A 17,883-nucleotide genomic window follows, 5' to 3' on the forward strand; every position below is an offset into this window, starting at 1 on the left:
TTTGGTCAATCAATCAGGATGTTACCGCCAGCACGGGAAACCTGAAGATAAATACGTTCATGTTGTGTTGCTGTGTAACGGAAAGGCTGCCCCGGTGCAGGTCTGCCAGCGAGCGGCTGATGGACAGCCCTATGCCGGTGCCTTTCTGTTTCTCATTCTCTTTCAGCCGTACAAAAGGAACAAATATCTTTTCGCGCATATTTTCCGGTATCAGCAGCCCGTCATTGCTCACTTCCAGCTGAAGCATGCTGCCGTTGTCCGTTTCCTTCAGCTCTGCCAGCACCGTTGCCTCTGCGTACTTCAGCGCGTTGCTGAACAGGTTGCTGAATATTTTGTTGATCCCTTCTTCGTCTGCATAGGCATACAGTTCCTTTTCGGGCATCCGCAGCCGGAAGTGCAGCTTCTTCTGCTGCGCGGGCAGCTTGAAGTTATCATATGTGTCTTGCAGAATAGCGGAAATATTGAGGTGCGAGAAGTGCAGGCGGAAGCCGGTAGACTCTGTTTGCCGGAAGTCAAGCAACTGGTTGGTAAGCTGCACCAGGCGGTTGGTGTTGCGTTCCATAATGAGCAGGTTGTGATGGTTGGCCCGGATGTTTTCCGGGTGCTCTATTACCTGCTCCAGCGGGCCCTTGATCAGGGTCAAAGGAGTGTTGATCTCATGCGCCACGTTGGTGAGAAAATCTATTTTGGCCTGGTACAGTTCCTTTTCCTTTTTATGCTGCAGCTCTTCCAGCTTGCGTTTGTGCTTCAGGTTTTGCCTGTGGTGGTATTGGCTGATGAAATAATAAAGCAGGTTGATGCCCACCAGGAAGTATAGCAAATAAGCCCAGGAGGTGGCCCAGAAAGGAGGTTCTATCACTATTTCCAGGGCGGCATGTTGCGGCGCCAGCCGGCCGTTATTGTCTGTGGTGGTAACCATAAAGGTGTACTGGCCTGGTTTGAGGTCTGTAAAGTAAGCCAGCCGGTTGGTTTTCAGATATGTCCACTCCCGGTCAAGCCCCTCCATTTTGTATGCGTAGGAGATCATATCCGGCGCGGTGAAGCTGAGGGCGGAAAAATCTATACTGAAAGAAGACTGGTAATGCGGAAGGGTTATTTTCCTGGTGAAGAGGATGGCTTTTTTATGGTTGAGGCTGGTTTCCCCGTCTTGCAGATGAAAGCCCGTGATGTAGATGGGGGCAGTGAATGTGTCTTTCATAAAACGGTCCGGGTAAAAGCTGATCATGCCTTTTACGCTGCCGAAGTACATTTTCCCTTTTTTGTCTTTGTAGCCGGAGTTGTAGTTGAACTGGTCGTTGAGCAGGCCGTTGATGCTGGTGTACACCTGCATTTCGCCGGTGGCGGGCGTAAGGCAGGCCAGCCCGCGGGAGGTGGTGATCCACATGCGGTTGCTGTTATCCTGCAGTATTTTGAACACATAGCCGCTGGGCAGGCCGTGTTGCGTGCCGTAGTGGGTGAAGCAATTGCTGCGCCTGTTGAGCATGCTGAGGCCGGCGCCCTCGCTGCCAGCCCAGATGTTTTGCCGGCTGTCTACCATCAGGGTATTGATGGTGTTGCTGATGAGGCTGCAAGGGTCTTTTTCGTCATGCTGGTAATGCCCCTTCAGACCGGTGTGGGTGTTGTAGTAAAATATACCCTGGCCTGCCGTGCCTACCCAGATGGTGCCTTCTCCGTCTTCCACAATGGAGCGGATATTGCTGTACGGCACTTCCTCCACCTTCACAAAGTTGGCGCGGGCCGTATCGTAACGGGCCAGTTCGCGGCCGGTGCCTGCCAGCAATTGCCCCGTACGGGTTTTATGAAAGGTGAGAATAAAATTGTCGCGGAAGGTTTCCGGGCTGGCGGAATAGTGGCGTATTACTTTGCCGGTACGGATGTCCATCTGGTCCATTCCATTGTCCAGCGTGCCTATCCAAAGGTTATTGCCTTCCGCATACAGTCCGTGTATGTTGGTGTGTGAAATGCTCCGGCCTTTCTGGCTGGGGGTGTATTGGGTGATTTTACCGGTGGCCGGGTCCAGCTTGTTGATGCCGTTGTCTTCCGTGCCTATCCACACATTGCCGTACATGTCTTCACATATTTCACGCACGGCGTTGCCGCTGATGGAGTTACTGCTGTTGTCAGGAAAGTGTTTTTCAAAGTAGGTGTACTGCCGGGGGTAATAGTTCACCCCACCGAAATAGGTGCCGGCCCACATGCCGCCTTCCTTGTCTTTTTCCAGGAAATAGATGGCATTGTCTGACAGGGAATAGGGGTTGTTGTATTGCTTTCGGAGGTTGATGTAGCGGCGGGTGGCCAGGTTGTAGATGTATATGCCTGATTCTGTGGCTATCCAGTATTCATCTCCATTATAATGATGAATGTCTCGCACGTACACAGGCAGTTCATCAGGGTTGTAGCAGAGCAGGTCTTCATACTGGCCTGTATTGGTATGCAGCAGCTTCAGGCCCTGGTTAGCCGTGCCTACCAGCAGGCTGCCGCCGGCCGTTTCCATGATCCGGCAGATGTGGCGGCTCAGGGAACGCGGGGAGCGGTTAAACAGGTCAAACTTTTTTTCCGGGTGCTGAAAACAGCTTACCATGCCCTGGTAGTTGGCCAGCCACAGCGTACCGTCTTTGGCCCGGTGCATGTCTGTAATACCATCCAGGCCGCCGGCCTTTTCGTATTGAATGGTGGTGTCGCGCAGGGGATCGTACCGCATCACGCGGCCGCCGAAGATGTACCACACATGCCCTGCAGTATCGCAATGCAGGGCGCCAATGTTACCATGGCCGGAGCTTTCCACGCGTTTAAAACTTTCTGTAACAGCTATATACCGGTACAGGCCGTCTCCGGTGCCCACCCATATCTGCCCGTTGGTATCTTCACAGAGGTTGAATACAAAGTTGTGGCCAATGCTGGTGCTGTCTCCCGGTACGTGACGGAATATTTTGAAGATATTACCGTCAAACCGGTTCAGGCCGTCTTTGGTGCCTATCCATACAAATCCCCGCCGGTCTTGCAGCACAGAAAATACCGTGTTGTGAGACAAGCCGTCTTCCACCTGGTAATGCCGGAAATAATATTGCTGTGCTGTTCCCCCGCGGGCGGAAAGCACGAAGAGCAGTAGCAGGATGTGGAATTTGTATTTCAACAGGAGTTGTTTACGCGCTTTGTCCAAATATAATTATAAAGGCATAATGTTTATAGCAATTCGAAATTGTTACATTTTAACGAAAGAATGAAATGAATTGACCAATGCCTGTAAAAAGATTGTTCTTTCTTTGACCCGCATTCAAAAGTTGATTAACCGGTTAGCACAGCAGATGCCTTAGAGAAACAAAAGAAGATACCCACGTTGATGGAATTGATACCATGAAGACCCGGCGTGTGCGCTGTATTCAATTCCGCTGATTATTTCCAAACAATTGACTGGCGTTTTAAACAGTGAAAACAGCCTGGAGGGAATACCATGTCTTCCTCATCACCAAAATCCATTTCACATTATGAAAGAAATTAAACACTCATTCCACTTTACAACATGCCGTTCCGGCGGAAGCGCCGGTAAATTGTGGCTGTTGTTGCTGCTGGCATGTACATCGTTTCTCAGCCCCGCCTTTTCACAAACAGCCGTAAAAGTGTCCGGTACGGTAAAAGACAGTGCGGGCGCGGTATTACCCAACGTAACCATCTACGAAAAAGGCACGCGCAACGGCACGCTCTCCAGCGCAGACGGTGCCTATACTATTTCCGTAAAACCGAACGGTATACTGGTGTTTACCATGGTAGGCTTCAAAAACCAGGAGGTAGCCGTGGAAGGCCGCAGCAGCCTGAACATAGTGCTGCAATCTTCCGCTACAGACCTTACAGACGTGGTGGTGGTGGGTTATGGATCTACCAAAAAACAATCGCTTACCAATGCTATTTCCGTGGTATCCGCGGAAGACATCGGTAATGTGCGGGGCGGCGCCACTACCAGTACCACGCTGGCGGGCAAGGTGCCCGGCGTGTCTTTCCGCATGCCTGACGGCAGGCCGGGAGCCTCTGCCAATATAGAGATACGCAACATGGGCGCGCCCCTGTACGTGATAGACGGGGTGCAGCAGGATGCAGGACAGTTCAATAATATCGCCGCACAGGACATCGAAAGCATTTCCTTCCTCAAAGATGCGGCCGCGGCTATTTACGGCGTACGCGCCGCCAACGGGGTAGTGGTAGTGCAAACCAAAAGAGGCCGGCTGGGCAGCCGCAGCTCCATCAATCTTGATGTCAGCCTGGGCATGCAAAGCTGGACGCGCTTCATAAACGTGCTGGACAATTCTTACGAATACATGAGCCTGCGCGCGGAAGCGGAAATGAACCGCACCCTTGCAATTGGCGCCAACCCCATCACCACCAACATTACCCCTGAGGAGCTGGCCAAATACAAAGCAGGTACGGAATACGGGTACAAGAGCTTTAACTGGCGGGATTTTATAGTGAAAGAAAATACGCCGCTCAATGTATACAATCTCAACTTTACCGGCGGTACGGATAAGGTAACGTACTACGTTTCTGCCACCCGCACTTTCCAGAACTCTGTACTGGGCCGCGAGTATAAATTTGAACGGACCAACATACAGTCTAATATCACGGCCAGGGTAGCCAATGGCCTGAAAGTGGGCAGCTCTATCAACGGCCGCATTGAAACGAGGGACAACCCGGGCGTGCCGGGCGGAGACGACTACTGGCAGGCGCGTTTTGCCATTCTCCGCAACACGCCTATGGAAAGGCCTTACGCCAATGATAACCCGCAGTACCTTAATGACATCAAGCACAATGAGACCAACTGGGGTTACCTCAATACCCAGTACGCCGGCAAGTTCAAGAGCGAATGGCGGCAGTTGCAGATGAATCTTGATGCGGAGTGGGAAATACCCGGCATTGACGGCCTCAAGCTTTCCGGATTATACTCTTATTACATTGCAGATAATTTACTCAATAACCACGAATACACGTACGACACATATACCTACAATCCCGCCAACGACACCTACACCCGCACCGGCGGCAGTACCAACCCCTGGAGGGAGCGTAACCAGGAGAAGGTGATCAACATCAGCTCTCAGGTAAGCCTCGCCTACAACAAGACCTTTGGCAAGCACACGGTTTCTGCCATGATAGTATCTGAACGTATCAGGAACCAGCGGTTGCGGAACTGGATACATGCCGTGCCCATTTCCAATAACCTGCCGCTCATCTATTTTAATACGGCAGATACTTATACGGATGAAGACTTCCGCCAGGCCAGAACAGGTATTGCGGGCCGCCTGAATTACGTATACGGCAACAAATATTTCCTGGAAGGCATTATGCGCCGCGATGCCTCCTACCTTTTTGCTCCCGGTAAAAGGGTGGGTTATTTCCCCAGCGTGTCAGCCGGCTGGCGTATTACAGAAGAATCTTTCATGAAAAACCTGCTGGGAAACAACAAGGTACTGACAGACCTCAAGCTGCGCGCTTCTTACGGTTTACTGGGAGATGACGGTTTGGCGTTGGGCCTGGGCGAATTTGCCTACCTGGAAGGTTATGGATACAACGTAGGCATGGCTATCCTTGACGGCAAGGTAGTGTTGGGTTCCCGTGACAGGGGGATTCCCATTACCAATATTTCCTGGCTGGAAAGCTCCATTTTTGACGCAGGTTTTGACTTCAGCCTCTTTGGCGGCAAGCTCAACGGCTCCTACGATTATTTCTACCGGAAGAGAACAGGCCTGCGCGGCCGGAAATCTGACGTGCTGATGCCCTCGGAGTTGGGGTATGCCTTGCCGGATGAGAACATCAACAGTGATGCGCGCTACGGGCAGGAATTTTCACTGAACTACCGTGCAGACCTGGGGGATGTAAAACTGACCATCGGCGGTAACGTGTCTTATTCCCGCGGCAAGTTCCTTAAATCTTACAACCCCGTTTTCTTCAACTCGGTAGACCGTTATTTTTCCTCCAATGAAGGCCGTGTGCAAGGTTTTGAATGGGGATGGGAAGCCATAGGCCAGTTCACTTCACAGGAAGAGATCAACAACTACCCGGTTAATATTGATGGTGAAGGCAACAGAACGCTGCTGCCCGGAGACCTCATTTACAAGGATGTAGACGGAGACGGCAGAATTACTGACAATGACCGCCGCCCCATTGGCTGGGCTACCTGGCGTACGCCCAATATGAACTTCGGCTTGCAGATAGGCGCCACCTGGAAGGGTTTTGATTTTACCGCGGATTTTTCAGGAGCCTCCCACTTTACCTGGTTCCAGGAATGGGAAATGAAAGTGCCTTTCGTTAACGATGGTAACCTGAACAAGATATTCACAGACCGCTGGCACAGAACAGACCCGTTTGACCGCAACAGCGCCTGGGTGCCCGGCAAGTACCCGGCCCTGCGCTACAACGACAACGGGCACAGCAACAACCGCTGGTCTACCTTCTGGGGGCATGATGTGAGCTATTTCCGCGCGCGAACCATAGAAATTGGGTACACACTGCCTGCGTCTCTCGTGAGCAGGGCTAAAATGCAGCGCGCCCGTTTTTATGTGAACACGTTCAACCTGTTCTCGCTGGATAATATGCGGCAGTATGATACAGACGCGGAAATAACGGAAACCAACGGACTGCAATACCCGCAGAGCAAGGTGTTCAATGTAGGCGTTAACCTGTCCTTTTAAATTAATCTTACCACTATGCACACAAGGAATATTTTATATACCGCAGTATTGGCCGCTACCATTGCAGGGGCGGGCAGCTGCAAAAAGGAAAGTGACTTCCTGAACGTTCAGCCCACCAATATTTTCACGAACGAGCAGGCATTGTCAGACCCTGCGCAGGCGCTTGCCATCCTGGCCAACCTGTATAGCCGGCAGCTGGATATTTCAACGGTGAAAAGCTGGCAGTCTATGGCTGATTTCAGTGAAAGTTTCCCGTCCCAGAACGGGGGAGACCTTGACATTGTACGGCGTACCGGCTGGGGATATGGCAGCTGGAGCAATTGGGACTATGCTTACATCCGCGAAATGAACCTGTTCCTGGAACGCTGTGAGGCGGCGGAAAAGTTGTCTGCAGACGACAAGAAACGCTTCCTGGCGGAAGGCCGGTTCCTGCGGGCCAACTTCTACTTTGAGCTGACGAAGAGAATGGGAGGAGTGCCGCTGATCCTGGAATCTATGGAGTACGATTACAAGGGAGACCCTACCTACCTGCAGCATCCGCGCGCAAAGGAGTCAGAAATGTATGATTTTGTGATCAGCGAAGCGGAAGCCATCAAGATGGACCTGCCGGCAGATGTTTCCGTAAAATCGCGCGCTTCAAGAGGCGCGGCGCTGGCCATGGCTGCACGCGCCGCCCTGTATGCAGGCTCCATTGCCAAATATGGTGTGAATACCCCGCAGGTGAGCCTGCCCGGTGGCGAAGTGGGTATACCCGCGGCAAAGGCCAATGAATATTACACCAAAGCTCTCACGCTGGCGCGGGAAATAATCAGCGGTTCTGCCGGCGCTTATGCCCTGTATACTTTCAAAACCGATCTGCAGGAGAATTTTGCCGCTATTTTTTACGATAAAGGCAATAATCCTGAGTCTATTTTTATTGAAGACTTCAAGCTGAAAAGCGGCAAGGTACATGGCTTCACGCAGTGGAACCAGCCCCGTTTCGGCGCGGAGGAAGAAGAAGGCGGCCGCATCAACCCCTCACTCAACCTGGTGCAAAGTTTTGAAAAGCTGGACAACACCTTTGCGCCTCTTCCCGTAAAAGACGGCAACGGCAATCCCATCTACTATAACAACCAGCTGGATATTTTTGCCGGCCGTGATGCCCGCCTTGGAGGCACGGTAATGCTGCCCGGCACTTCCTTTAAAGGCCGCCCTGTAGACATATGGGCCGGCTACATATTGGGAGACGGCGGCATTGTAACCGGAGATGACCGGGGCCAGCAAAAGGTATTGCCCGGCACCACCTCTCCCGTGCAGGTAGTAGGCTTTGACGGCCCCATCACCGGCAAGGAACACACCGCCCAATCCGGCTTTTACCTCCGCAAGTACATAGATCCTGCTATAGGCTCCGGCTCACGGGGTACCGGCAGTGAAGTGCCGTTCATCCGCTACCGCTACGCGGAGGTATTGTTGAATGCCGCAGAAGCTGCTTTTGAGCTGGGCCAGGCAGATGTAGCAGCAGGGTATATGAACGAAGTGCGCAAGCGTGCCGGGCTGGTGGTGCCCCTGGCCGCCGGAGACATTACATTTGACCGTATTGTACATGAACGCCGCGCCGAGCTTTCTTTTGAAGGGCACGTGCTGTTTGACAACAAACGCTGGAGAAGGGCTCATACGCTGTGGGACGGCGTGCCCCTGTCGGAATCGGACCTGCTTTCCAACATTGGCTCCGCTGCCAAGCGGAACACCCAGCCCTGGGCGCTGTGGTCTTACAAGGTGCACAACCCCGGTGGCGCCAACCACGGCAAGTGGACGTACAGGGTAGTAAAATCGTCCCTGGTAACGGGTACCAACCGGTTCCTGCTCGGGAACTACTACTCGTTCATCAATGATGACATCCGTTCCAACAATCCCAAAATTGTGAAACAACCCAACCAGGACTAACCGTAAAAATGACATCATGAAAAAACTCGCAATATTAGTAGGCGCTCTTACGCTATTTGCCTGCAAGAAAGACAACTATGACCCGCCCACGTCCAAACTGAGCGGCCGCGTGGTATACCAGGGAGAGCCCATTCATCTGGAGTTTAACCAGGTGCCGTTTCAGCTCTACCAGTTCGGCTTCGGCAAGGTGGGGCCGGTGAGCAACACCACCTTCACACAGGAAGGTACTTTCTCCGTGCTGCTTTTTGACGGGGAGTACAAACTCATCATCCCTGACAACCAGGGGCCTTTCCTCTGGAAGAAAAACGCAGCTGGCGCGCCAGATACCGTAGTGGTGAATATGAGCGGCAACAAGGAGCTTGACCTGGAAGTAACGCCTTTTTATATGATCAGGGACCATCAGTTCAGCGCGGCGGCGGGCAAGGTGACCGGTACTTTCAAAATAGAAAAGATTATTACCGGTACCGGCGCGCGTAACATAGAAAGAGTGAACCTCTACATCAACAAAACCGCCTTTGTGTCCGGCAACGGCGCCAACTACAGCATTGCTTCCGCATCTATCAGCGGCGGCAATATTACGGACCCGAACAATGTATCCATGACGGTAACCGTACCAACGCTGGTGCCCGCGCAATCTTACGTATTTGCGCGCATCGGCCTGAAGGTGGCCGGTGTGGAAGACATGATTTTTTCACCAGTTGTAAAGCTCTCGCTTTAAAGATAATACCGGCCGGTGGTTGCCCGCAGAACGTGGACACGTGGGTAGCCATCCGGTTCCGGTATCTTAATCGGATTCAATGGACATAGCATCAACAGCAGCGGGGCAGCAGATAAAGGTACAGGCAGCGCACCATCAGGAAAACCACCGCATTCTTTTCTGGGGCTGCTTTACCGTACTGGTGGCCTCCGCCTTCGGCTTTGTGTTCCGCTCTTTTCTTATGGATGGCTGGGGCGTTCAGTTCGGGCTCAGCAAAACGCAGCAGGGAGAAATTTTCGGTGTCAGCTTCTGGCCGTTCGGCATCAGCATTGTGCTGTTCAGCCTTATCATAGACAAGGTGGGATATAAAATGGCCATGGTGTTTGCTTTTGCCTGCCATGTGCTGTCTGTGCTGCTCACCATTATGGCCGGTGGTTACTGGATGTTGTATTGGGGCACTTTGCTGTTTGCGCTGGGCAACAGAGCGGCGGAAGCTGTGGTAAACCCCGTAGTAGCCACCATGTACCCCCATGAAAAAACCAAGTGGCTCAACATCCTGCACGCAGGCTGGCCTACAGGGCTGGTGCTGGCCGGGCTTGCCGGTATTGCCATGATGCACGGCGGCCTCCGCTGGGAGTGGATCATTGGTGTAATACTGGTACCCGTGCTGTTGTACGGCGGTATGATCTTCAAACGCAGCTTCCCCGTCAGCGAGCGGGTGCAGGCCGGTGTCAGCTACCTTGATATGGTGAAGGAAGTAGGCATAGGCGGCATGTTCATCATTATCAGCCTGTGCACGTTTCAGCTGGGCAGCTTGCTGGATTGGTCACTTACCGGTAAAATAGTGATCACCCTGGCGGCTACTGCCATCTTGGGCGCGGTGGTGCGTTCCTGGGGGCGGCCGATGTTCATATTGTTGCTATTGGTAATGATATTGCTGGCTACCACAGAGCTGGGTACAGATAGCTGGATCACAGACCTCATGACGCCGGAAATGGCGAAAGCCGGCTTGAGTGGCGGCTGGGTGCTGATCTATACATCACTCATCATGGCGGTGCTGCGTTTTTATTCAGGCCCTTTCGTACACCGCTTTGCGCCGCTGGGCCTGCTGGCATTGAGCGCGCTGATAGCCATTGCCGGTTTGCAGTTCCTTTCTTATGCCGCCGGTTTTATGATCATTGTGGCGGCCACCGTGTACGCCCTGGGCAAAACATTTTTATGGGGCACCATGCTGGGCGTAGTGGCGGAGCAGTTTCCCAGAGGGGGCGTGCTGGCGCTCAACTTTACCGGCGCCGTGGGGCAGGTGGGCGTTGGCGTTATTGGCGCGGTAGTACTTGGTTTTGTGCAGGATAAGCAACTGGATGCCAACCTGGAAAAATATGATGCGCTAAACGGCACCGCATTGCATAGCACCTATGTGACAGAGCAGCGCACCAGCTTCTTTGGTGATTACCTGGTGATAGACCCCGACAAACTCACCACCGCCGCACCGCAAACGCTGGCCACCATCCAGGCCGTAAAGGAAAATGCCAAGAAAGACGCATTGCGCACCGTGTCGCTGTTTCCCGTAGTGATGCTGGCGGCCTATGTTTTTATGATCCTGTATTACCGGTCAAAAGGCGGGTACAGGGCCGTGCTGCTTCCCCGGCTGAAGCAGCCAAAGTGATTATTGTTTTTTCAAATAGAAAGAGAAGATGAAAAGAATTGGATTTTTATTGCTGGTAGTGGTAGCATGTTCTTTTGCATATTCCACAATGGAGAAAAAAGGAAGAGCGGAAATTCTGTTCCTGGGGCAGGCTGGTACCTCGCAACACGCCACCTGGATGGCCACCAAATTATTCAAGAGCGGCATCAACCTCACCTTTACCGCTTCGCTGAATGACCTGACGCCTGCCCGGCTGGCGCATTATGACGCACTGGTGATTCATGGTAACTTTCCCGCGCTGCCGGCCGCCGGTGAAGCGGCACTGAAAGGTTTTGTAGAAGGCGGGAAGGGGCTGATATTGCTCAACTCCGCCTCCGGCAGTTTTTTAAACTCCGCCTGGTATGCGGGCGCTCTTGGCGGCCGCCTGAAGAACAGTAGGGAAGGAGCTGCCGCCATGCAAATAGAAAATCCGTCCCACGCGGTAATGCAGGGGGTGCATACATTTTTCACCAAAGATGCATTGCTCTCGCACCAGCAGCTGGCATCAGATATAACGGTACTTACTAAACGAAGTGCAGAACCTACCACCTGGACGCGTACACAGGGCCGGGGCCGTGTCTTTTACACCGCCTATGGCAGCAGTGACGATACCTGGAAGAACCGTGATTTTCTGAACATGCTCCGCAACGGTATATGCTGGGCAATGGGAGATGAGGTGATGCAACGGGTGGCGGCCCTCAATATTCCTGATGTGGACATTTACCAGTCGGATACTATTTCAGACTACACCCGCCGTTACCTGGTGCCTAAAATGCAGGAGGCGCTTTCCCCCGCGGAGTCCAATAAACTCACCCAAATGCCGGCAGGTTTTGATATAGCGCTGTTTGCAGCGGAGCCTGATATTACCAAACCCATTGCCATGACCTGGGATGAAAGGGGAAGACTGTGGATAGTGGAGTCTGTCGATTACCCCAATGCATTTACTGAAATAGACAGTGTGGCCAACGACCGCATCAAGATATGTGAAGATACGGACGGAGATGGCAAGGCAGACAAGTTCACCGTGTTTGCGGACAGTCTCAACATCCCTACCAGCATCGTATTGACCAATGGCGGTGCCATTGTGTCTATGGCCCCGCATTTTCTTTTTCTGAAAGATACGGATGGGGATGACAAGGCAGACGTCAGGGAAACGCTGATGACCGGCTGGGGCAAGCAAGACACACATGCCGGCCCCTCCAACCTGCAATACGGCTTTGACAACAAGATATGGGGTGTGGTGGGTTACTCCGGTTTTGACGGGAAGATAGGCGGAAAGCCTTTCCGCTTCCCCATGGGCGTATACCGCTTCAAGCCTGACGGGAGCGATTTTGAGTTCCTGGCCAAAAGTTCCAACAATACCTGGGGGCTTGGCTTCACGGAAGATAACCATGTATTTATTTCTACCGCCAACAACACACACAGCGCATACTATTCCATGCCCGCCCGGCATATGCAGCGTGCTGCCGGCAGCCAGGAGGCGCTGGACGCCATCCAGAAGATAGACGGCCACTACGATGTGCATGCCATGACGCCTAACCTCCGGCAGGTAGATGTGGTGGGCGGTTTCACTTCCGCCACCGGCCACCATTTTTACACCGCCCGCAGTTTCCCGAAAGAGTACTGGAACAGGGTGGCCTTTGTGAACGAGCCTACTGTGCGCCTGGTGCATAATGCTATCATAGAGCCGGATGGCGCGGGCTTCCGCGAAGCAGACGGCTGGAACCTGCTGGCCAGCTCAGATGAATGGTTTGGCCCTGTGCAGGCGCAAACCGGCCCTGATGGCGCGGTGTGGGTAGCAGACTGGTACAACTTCATCATCCAGCATAATGTATTCGTAAAAGAGCAGGCCCCGCGGGAAACAGTGCTGCCCTTTACAGAGCAGCCGCACGGCAAGGGCAACGCTTTCGAGAGCAACCTGCGGGATTCGGCGCATGGCCGCATTTACCGCGTTGTGTACAAAGATGCAAAACCGTACCAGCCGCTTCATTTATCTGCTTCGGATGCACCGGCCCTGCTGGCCGCGCTGGAGAACGACAATATGTTCTGGAGAATGACGGCTCAGCGTTTGTTGGTGGAAGGTAAGCGGCTGGAGGTAATACCCGGTCTGTACAAGATCATCAACAATCAGAAGGTAGACGCAGTGGGATTGAATAGTCCCGCCGTACATGCCCTCTGGGCGCTGCACGGTTTAGGTGAGCTGAACGCCGCCTCCATGGCCGTTGTGAGCAGGGCGCTCCACCACCCTGCGGCAGGCGTACGCAAAGCGGCCGTGGAAGTATTACCCAAAAACAAAGCCGGCCTTGACGCCATTGTTAAAAGTAACATCCTGAACGACAAAGATCTGCATGCCCGCGTAGCCGCCTTCCGCGTACTGGCAGATTTCCCGGCTTCCGGTACCGCCGGAGCAATGGTATATAAAGCCGCCGGCCTCAATCAGAATGCGAAAGACCCCTGGCTGGCACGTGCATTGTTTGCCGCTGCCATTGCCCATGAAAAAGGTTTCCTGGCCGCCGCCGCGCTGCAGACCGCAGGCAGCAATGCGTTCAGGACCGCCATTCTTAAAGGCCTCCATCATGCTGCTTACAAGGTAGACAGGGGCGGCACGCCTTTCTCTGCAGACGCGGCAGGAAAAGAGATATCCATCAAAGCCATGGTAAGCAAGCCGAGGGAACGCGCGCTGAATGGTATGATACTGGCGCACGGCAATGGGCAGAACGGCTACGGCCTTTATATTGCCGACGGCGCCGTGCACATGGTTGTGAACCAGAAAGGCATTACCTATAAAGCCAGTACCACCGGGCCCTTGCCAGACAAGTTCGAAGCCGGCGCCACCCTGCTGAAAAACGGCAGCATTCAATTGCTGATAGACGGCAAGGAAGTGGCCCGCGCCAAAGCCCCTGCACTGTTTACCGTTGCGCCGGAGGCGCCGGTGCGGGCCGGGGAAGATGTGCTGGAAGATAGTCACATTGCAGACTACAACGGGCGGTTCCCCTTTGCCGGCGGCCTCCAGAACATTACGCTGGAGCTGAACCGGCCCGTGGCTAAAGCTACGGAAGCTGCCGGGGCAAGCGCGGCGCCGCCGCTGGTGATAGACCTTAAAGTGGTGAAAGACATCATGCAGTATGACAAAAAGAAGATTGCCGTAAAGGCCGGCCAGCAGGTAACCATCCGCCTGGAGAACCCTGACGGTATGCAGCACAACCTGCTCATCATCAAACCCGGCTCCCTGCAAAAGGTAGGCGCCGCCGCAGATGCCATGGTGCGTGATCCTAAGGCATCTCAAATGCAGTACGTGCCCAAAGTACCGGAAGTACTCTGGGCAACCCGCCTGGTGAGCCCGGGAGAAACGGTGACGCTCAGGTTTACCGCCCCAAGGGTACCGGGCGACTATCCCTTTGTATGCACCTTCCCCGGCCACTGGCGTGGTATGAACGGAATTATGCAGGTGACCAGATAACTTAATTACTCCAGATATGAAAATGTTTATCCGATGTATGATTTGCTGTGCTGTGCTGCTCAACGCCGGCCTGTACAGTTTTGCACAATCCATCCGCGTACTGATGGTAGGCGGCGGCGGTTCGCACAACTTTGAACGCTGGTACGGGCAGGAAGACGCGGCCACGCTTGAAAAAGACGGTCTTGCCACTGTAACCTACACGCAAGACCCCTCTACCATCCTGCAGCACCTGCCGCAAACAGACGTGCTCTTCCTTTGTAACAACCAGCCTATCAAAGACTCTGCTACCCGCAATGCCATTTTTGATTTTGTGGAGCAGGGTAAGGGCCTGGTGCTGGCGCATGCGGCCATCTGGTACAACTGGCAAGACTGGCCTATGTACAACTTTAAGCTGGTAAGCGGCGGCAGCCGCGGGCATGAGAAGTACGGCGAGTTCAGCGTAACGGTGAACAACAGGAAACACCCGGTGACCAAAGGCCTGCCGGCAAAATTTACCCTTAAGGATGAGCTGTACTACTACAAGGAAGACGTAAGCGGTCCCGGAATAAAGGTACTGGCCACTACCAGTCCCGATGCTTCCGGGCAAACCTATCCCAGCCTGTTTGTGGTAAATAACCCGAAAGCGCGTATTGTGGGTTTTGCGCTGGGGCACGATGCGGCGGCGCACGAGCTGCCGGAGTACCGTACCATTTTGAGGAACGCTGTAAAGTGGGTGGCGAAAAAATAATTTTATTCATCTTAATAAGCATTTGTAATGAAACAGATCACTGTAGTTATTGTAGGCATGGGCTTTGGCAAGGAATTCATACCTATTTACCAGCAACACCCGGCTATCAAAAAAGTGGGTATCTGTACCCGCAACCGCAAAACGCTGGACGAGCTGAAAGCCCGCTTTAACCTGGACGAAGATCTACTGTTCACCAATTACGACGACGTGCCCAAACGCGCAGATGTAGATGCCATCCATATTGTAACCCCCGTGCCCGAACATGCCCGCATGACGCTGGCCTCCCTCAACGCCGGGAAACATACCGCCTGTACCATTCCGATGGCCATGACGGTAGAAGACTGCAAGGCCATTGTAGAAGCCAAACGCAAAGCCGGCAAAGTGTATATGATGATGGAAACCGCGTTGTACACCCGCGAGTTCCTGTATGGCCTGCAACTGGCAGAAAGCGGGCAGCTGGGCCGCATCCAGTTTGTACGCGGCTCCCATATCCAGGATATGAGCATGGAAGGATGGGATGAATACTGGAAAGGTTTCCCGCCCATGCTCAACGGTACTCATGCCATATCGCCCCTGTTGCGCATCAACAATACCAAGGCGGAAACCGTGGTATGCCATGGTTCCGGCCGGCTCAGTGGAGACCTGGCTAAACGCTATGGTTCTCCCTTTGCCGTGGAAACCGCCACGTTCACGCTCAAAAATTCAGATGTGGTAGCGGAAGCCACCCGCTCCCTGTTTGACGTAGTGCGCCAGTACCGGGAGAGTTACGATGTGTATGGTACCAAGATGTCTTTTGAATGGGAGCAGCTGCAGGATGAAAGCCACGTGGTGTTTGACGGCGGCGAGAACGCTGCCCGCGTGGAGGTGCCAGACACAGACGCTATGCTGATCCCGGAAATTGCGCACTTCACGCGCCGTGAAAAAATTGACGACCCCAATCACGTGTCTTTCCTGCAGGGGGCCGGCCACGGCGGCTCACACCCGCACCTGGTACAGGAGTTCCTGGCGGCCATCGTAGAAGGAAGGGATTCCGCGGTAGACGCCCATATAGCGGCCAACTATACCTGCGCCGGCATCTGCGCGCATGAGTCTGCCATGAAGGGCGGCGTGCGCATCAATATTCCGGATTTTGAAGCATAAGCATATTTTATACGGGGGCTGCCATGCCCCCGCTTCCTGTTAAACACCTTATTCATGACATTCGGCATCAGCACCTTTGTATGGGTATCTCCATTTTCCACCGCACATTTTCACCTGCTACCCAAAATAAAAGAAGCAGGGTACGATATTGTAGAAGTGGCGGTAGAAGACGCATCACTGATCAACTGGCCGGAGCTGTTGCTGCGCACGCGTGACCTTGGGTTGAAAATCACCATCAGCGGCGCTTTCGGGCCAGACAGGGATATTTCCTCCACGGACGCGTCTGTCCGGAAGAACGGCCTGCGGTACATCACAGATTGTGTGGCCATAGCCGCGCAAATGGGCAGCCCTGTGTTTGGCGGCCCGGTATATTCCGCCGTGGGTAAAACAAGGATAGTACCTCCCGAACAAAAAAAGCAGGAGCGTGCCTGGTGTATAGAAAACCTGCGGGAAGCGGCCAAAGTGGCGGCAGACCATGGCGTTACCATTGGGTTAGAACCGCTCAACCGTTTTGAAACGGATATGATCAATACCGTAGACCAGGCGCTGGAGCTGCTGCAGGAAACGGGCAGCCCGCACATCAAGCTGCTGCTGGATACTTTTCATGCCAACATAGAAGAGAAGAACATTCCCGCTGCCATCCGGAAAATTGGCAAAGACCGGTTGTGCCATATACAGGGCAATGAAAGTGACCGGGGTACGCCGGGAACCGGCCATCTTGACTGGCCGGGCATCAGGGCGGCGCTGGCAGACATTGGTTATACCGGCGCTATTGTGCTGGAAACGTTCGGCGCCCCGTCTAAAGAGCTGGCGCGGGCGGCCTGCATCTGGCGGCCGCTGGCGGGTAGCGCGGATGAACTGGCTACTGAAGGGTTACAATTTTACCGGGCTGCTTTTTAAAAGCGGCCTTTTTGCCAATGCCCTGCCACCCGCCATTATCACAGCACCGAGCAGGAGAAAGAGCACCAATATCAGCGCGGCGTTCTGCAGCGCTTTGGGATAGCCCAGCTGCACTACGTCAATAAAAGGATAGGGGTAGAAGCCGGAGAAAGCGCCGCGGATAATGACGTATATCATATAAGCCAGCGGGTATAGCAGCCAGGAGGGGGCCTGCTTCCAGGCCAGCCCTTGTTTGGGCGCAAATACCAGCCAGTACGCCAGGTACAGTAAAGGTATCACCGCGTGCAACAGTTCGTCTACCAGCCGCTGTATGCCCTGCGGCGCCCATAAAAAACGGAGTATTACATTGTATACCAGCCCCACTATCAGGATGTACAGCAACAATGCTGCCTGGGTAGACGCTCTGGCAAAGAAACCGCCCGGTTTCAGCAGCAGAGCCGTACTGCAAACTGCAATCAATATGTTGGTTTGTACCGTAAAAAAGCTGAAGAACCGGATAATGGCTTCTCCCAGGGGAAGCTGGCCGTTGGCAATAAGCAGGTAGAGCTGGGCAATAATGGCAAACCAGCCCAATAAGGCCAGCAGGGTAAGGGTGTAACGTTTCGCTTGTTGCATATGTTTAAATTACGCTTTATCCGGCATTGTTGCAAGCGGTCCGGATTTCCTGAAATCAAA

At 53.5% G+C, this 17,883-nt stretch carries 10 protein-coding genes; 8 read left to right on the top strand and 2 right to left on the bottom strand.

The window, feature by feature from the left end; translation table 11 throughout:
• Positions 1 to 13: 13 nt before the first annotated feature.
• A complete protein-coding gene (locus tag ABDW36_RS07425) occupies positions 14 to 3,133 on the bottom strand; it encodes a two-component regulator propeller domain-containing protein (protein ID WP_343701247.1) in 3,120 nt (1,039 codons plus the stop codon).
• Positions 3,134 to 3,485: 352 nt separating this feature from the next.
• On the opposite strand from ABDW36_RS07425, the gene ABDW36_RS07430 reads away from it, so the two are divergent.
• The 8 genes from ABDW36_RS07430 (at position 3,486) to ABDW36_RS07465 (ending at position 17,208) form a co-directional block, all read left to right on the top strand.
• Positions 3,486 to 6,677, top strand: coding sequence for a TonB-dependent receptor (locus ABDW36_RS07430; RefSeq protein ID WP_343701248.1), 3,192 nt, complete (start codon positions 3,486 to 3,488; stop codon positions 6,675 to 6,677).
• A 15-nt stretch (positions 6,678 to 6,692) separates the two neighbouring features.
• Positions 6,693 to 8,600 carry a RagB/SusD family nutrient uptake outer membrane protein gene (locus ABDW36_RS07435; protein ID WP_343701249.1) on the top strand — a complete coding sequence of 636 codons (1,908 nt, stop codon included), beginning with the start codon at positions 6,693 to 6,695 and terminating at the stop codon, positions 8,598 to 8,600.
• 16 nt (positions 8,601 to 8,616) lie between these two features.
• The gene (locus ABDW36_RS07440; protein ID WP_343701250.1) at positions 8,617 to 9,318 is read left to right on the top strand and encodes a DUF3823 domain-containing protein; all 702 of its coding nucleotides are present in this window, start codon (positions 8,617 to 8,619) and stop codon (positions 9,316 to 9,318) included.
• Between the two features lie 79 nt (positions 9,319 to 9,397).
• On the top strand, positions 9,398 to 10,963 hold the full coding sequence (locus tag ABDW36_RS07445; protein ID WP_343701251.1) for an MFS transporter: 1,566 nt from the start codon (positions 9,398 to 9,400) through the stop codon (positions 10,961 to 10,963).
• A gap of 28 nt (positions 10,964 to 10,991) precedes the next feature.
• Entirely contained in the window at positions 10,992 to 14,441 is a 3,450-nt protein-coding gene (locus tag ABDW36_RS07450; protein ID WP_343701252.1) for a PVC-type heme-binding CxxCH protein, read from the top strand.
• Positions 14,442 to 14,478: 37 nt separating this feature from the next.
• Positions 14,479 to 15,168, top strand: a complete 690-nt coding sequence (locus ABDW36_RS07455; protein ID WP_343701253.1) for a ThuA domain-containing protein — start codon at positions 14,479 to 14,481, stop codon at positions 15,166 to 15,168.
• Positions 15,169 to 15,195: 27 nt separating this feature from the next.
• Complete coding sequence (locus ABDW36_RS07460) at positions 15,196 to 16,308, top strand: Gfo/Idh/MocA family oxidoreductase (RefSeq protein ID WP_343701254.1); 1,113 nt, start codon at positions 15,196 to 15,198, stop codon at positions 16,306 to 16,308.
• Positions 16,309 to 16,362: 54 nt separating this feature from the next.
• A complete protein-coding gene (locus ABDW36_RS07465) occupies positions 16,363 to 17,208 on the top strand; it encodes a sugar phosphate isomerase/epimerase family protein (RefSeq protein WP_343701255.1) in 846 nt (281 codons plus the stop codon).
• Here the strand turns inward: ABDW36_RS07465 and ABDW36_RS07470 are convergent.
• Complete coding sequence (locus ABDW36_RS07470; RefSeq protein WP_343701256.1) at positions 17,182 to 17,823, bottom strand: Pr6Pr family membrane protein; 642 nt, start codon at positions 17,821 to 17,823, stop codon at positions 17,182 to 17,184. The genes ABDW36_RS07465 and ABDW36_RS07470 overlap by 27 nt on opposite strands.
• Positions 17,824 to 17,883 lie beyond the last annotated feature (60 nt).

The organism is Chitinophaga sp. (genome assembly GCF_039596455.1).
Lineage (GTDB): Bacteria > Bacteroidota > Bacteroidia > Chitinophagales > Chitinophagaceae > Chitinophaga.

Coding starts and splice junctions, on each gene's coding strand:
- ABDW36_RS07460 (WP_343701254.1), top strand. CDS start 15,196: ATGAAACAGATCACTGTAGTTATTGTAGGCATGGGCTTTGGCAAGGAA.
- ABDW36_RS07465 (WP_343701255.1), top strand. CDS start 16,363: ATGACATTCGGCATCAGCACCTTTGTATGGGTATCTCCATTTTCCACC.
- ABDW36_RS07445 (WP_343701251.1), top strand. CDS start 9,398: ATGGACATAGCATCAACAGCAGCGGGGCAGCAGATAAAGGTACAGGCA.
- ABDW36_RS07470 (WP_343701256.1), bottom strand. CDS start 17,823: ATGCAACAAGCGAAACGTTACACCCTTACCCTGCTGGCCTTATTGGGC.
- ABDW36_RS07435 (WP_343701249.1), top strand. CDS start 6,693: ATGCACACAAGGAATATTTTATATACCGCAGTATTGGCCGCTACCATT.
- ABDW36_RS07450 (WP_343701252.1), top strand. CDS start 10,992: ATGAAAAGAATTGGATTTTTATTGCTGGTAGTGGTAGCATGTTCTTTT.
- ABDW36_RS07440 (WP_343701250.1), top strand. CDS start 8,617: ATGAAAAAACTCGCAATATTAGTAGGCGCTCTTACGCTATTTGCCTGC.
- ABDW36_RS07455 (WP_343701253.1), top strand. CDS start 14,479: ATGATTTGCTGTGCTGTGCTGCTCAACGCCGGCCTGTACAGTTTTGCA.
- ABDW36_RS07430 (WP_343701248.1), top strand. CDS start 3,486: ATGAAAGAAATTAAACACTCATTCCACTTTACAACATGCCGTTCCGGC.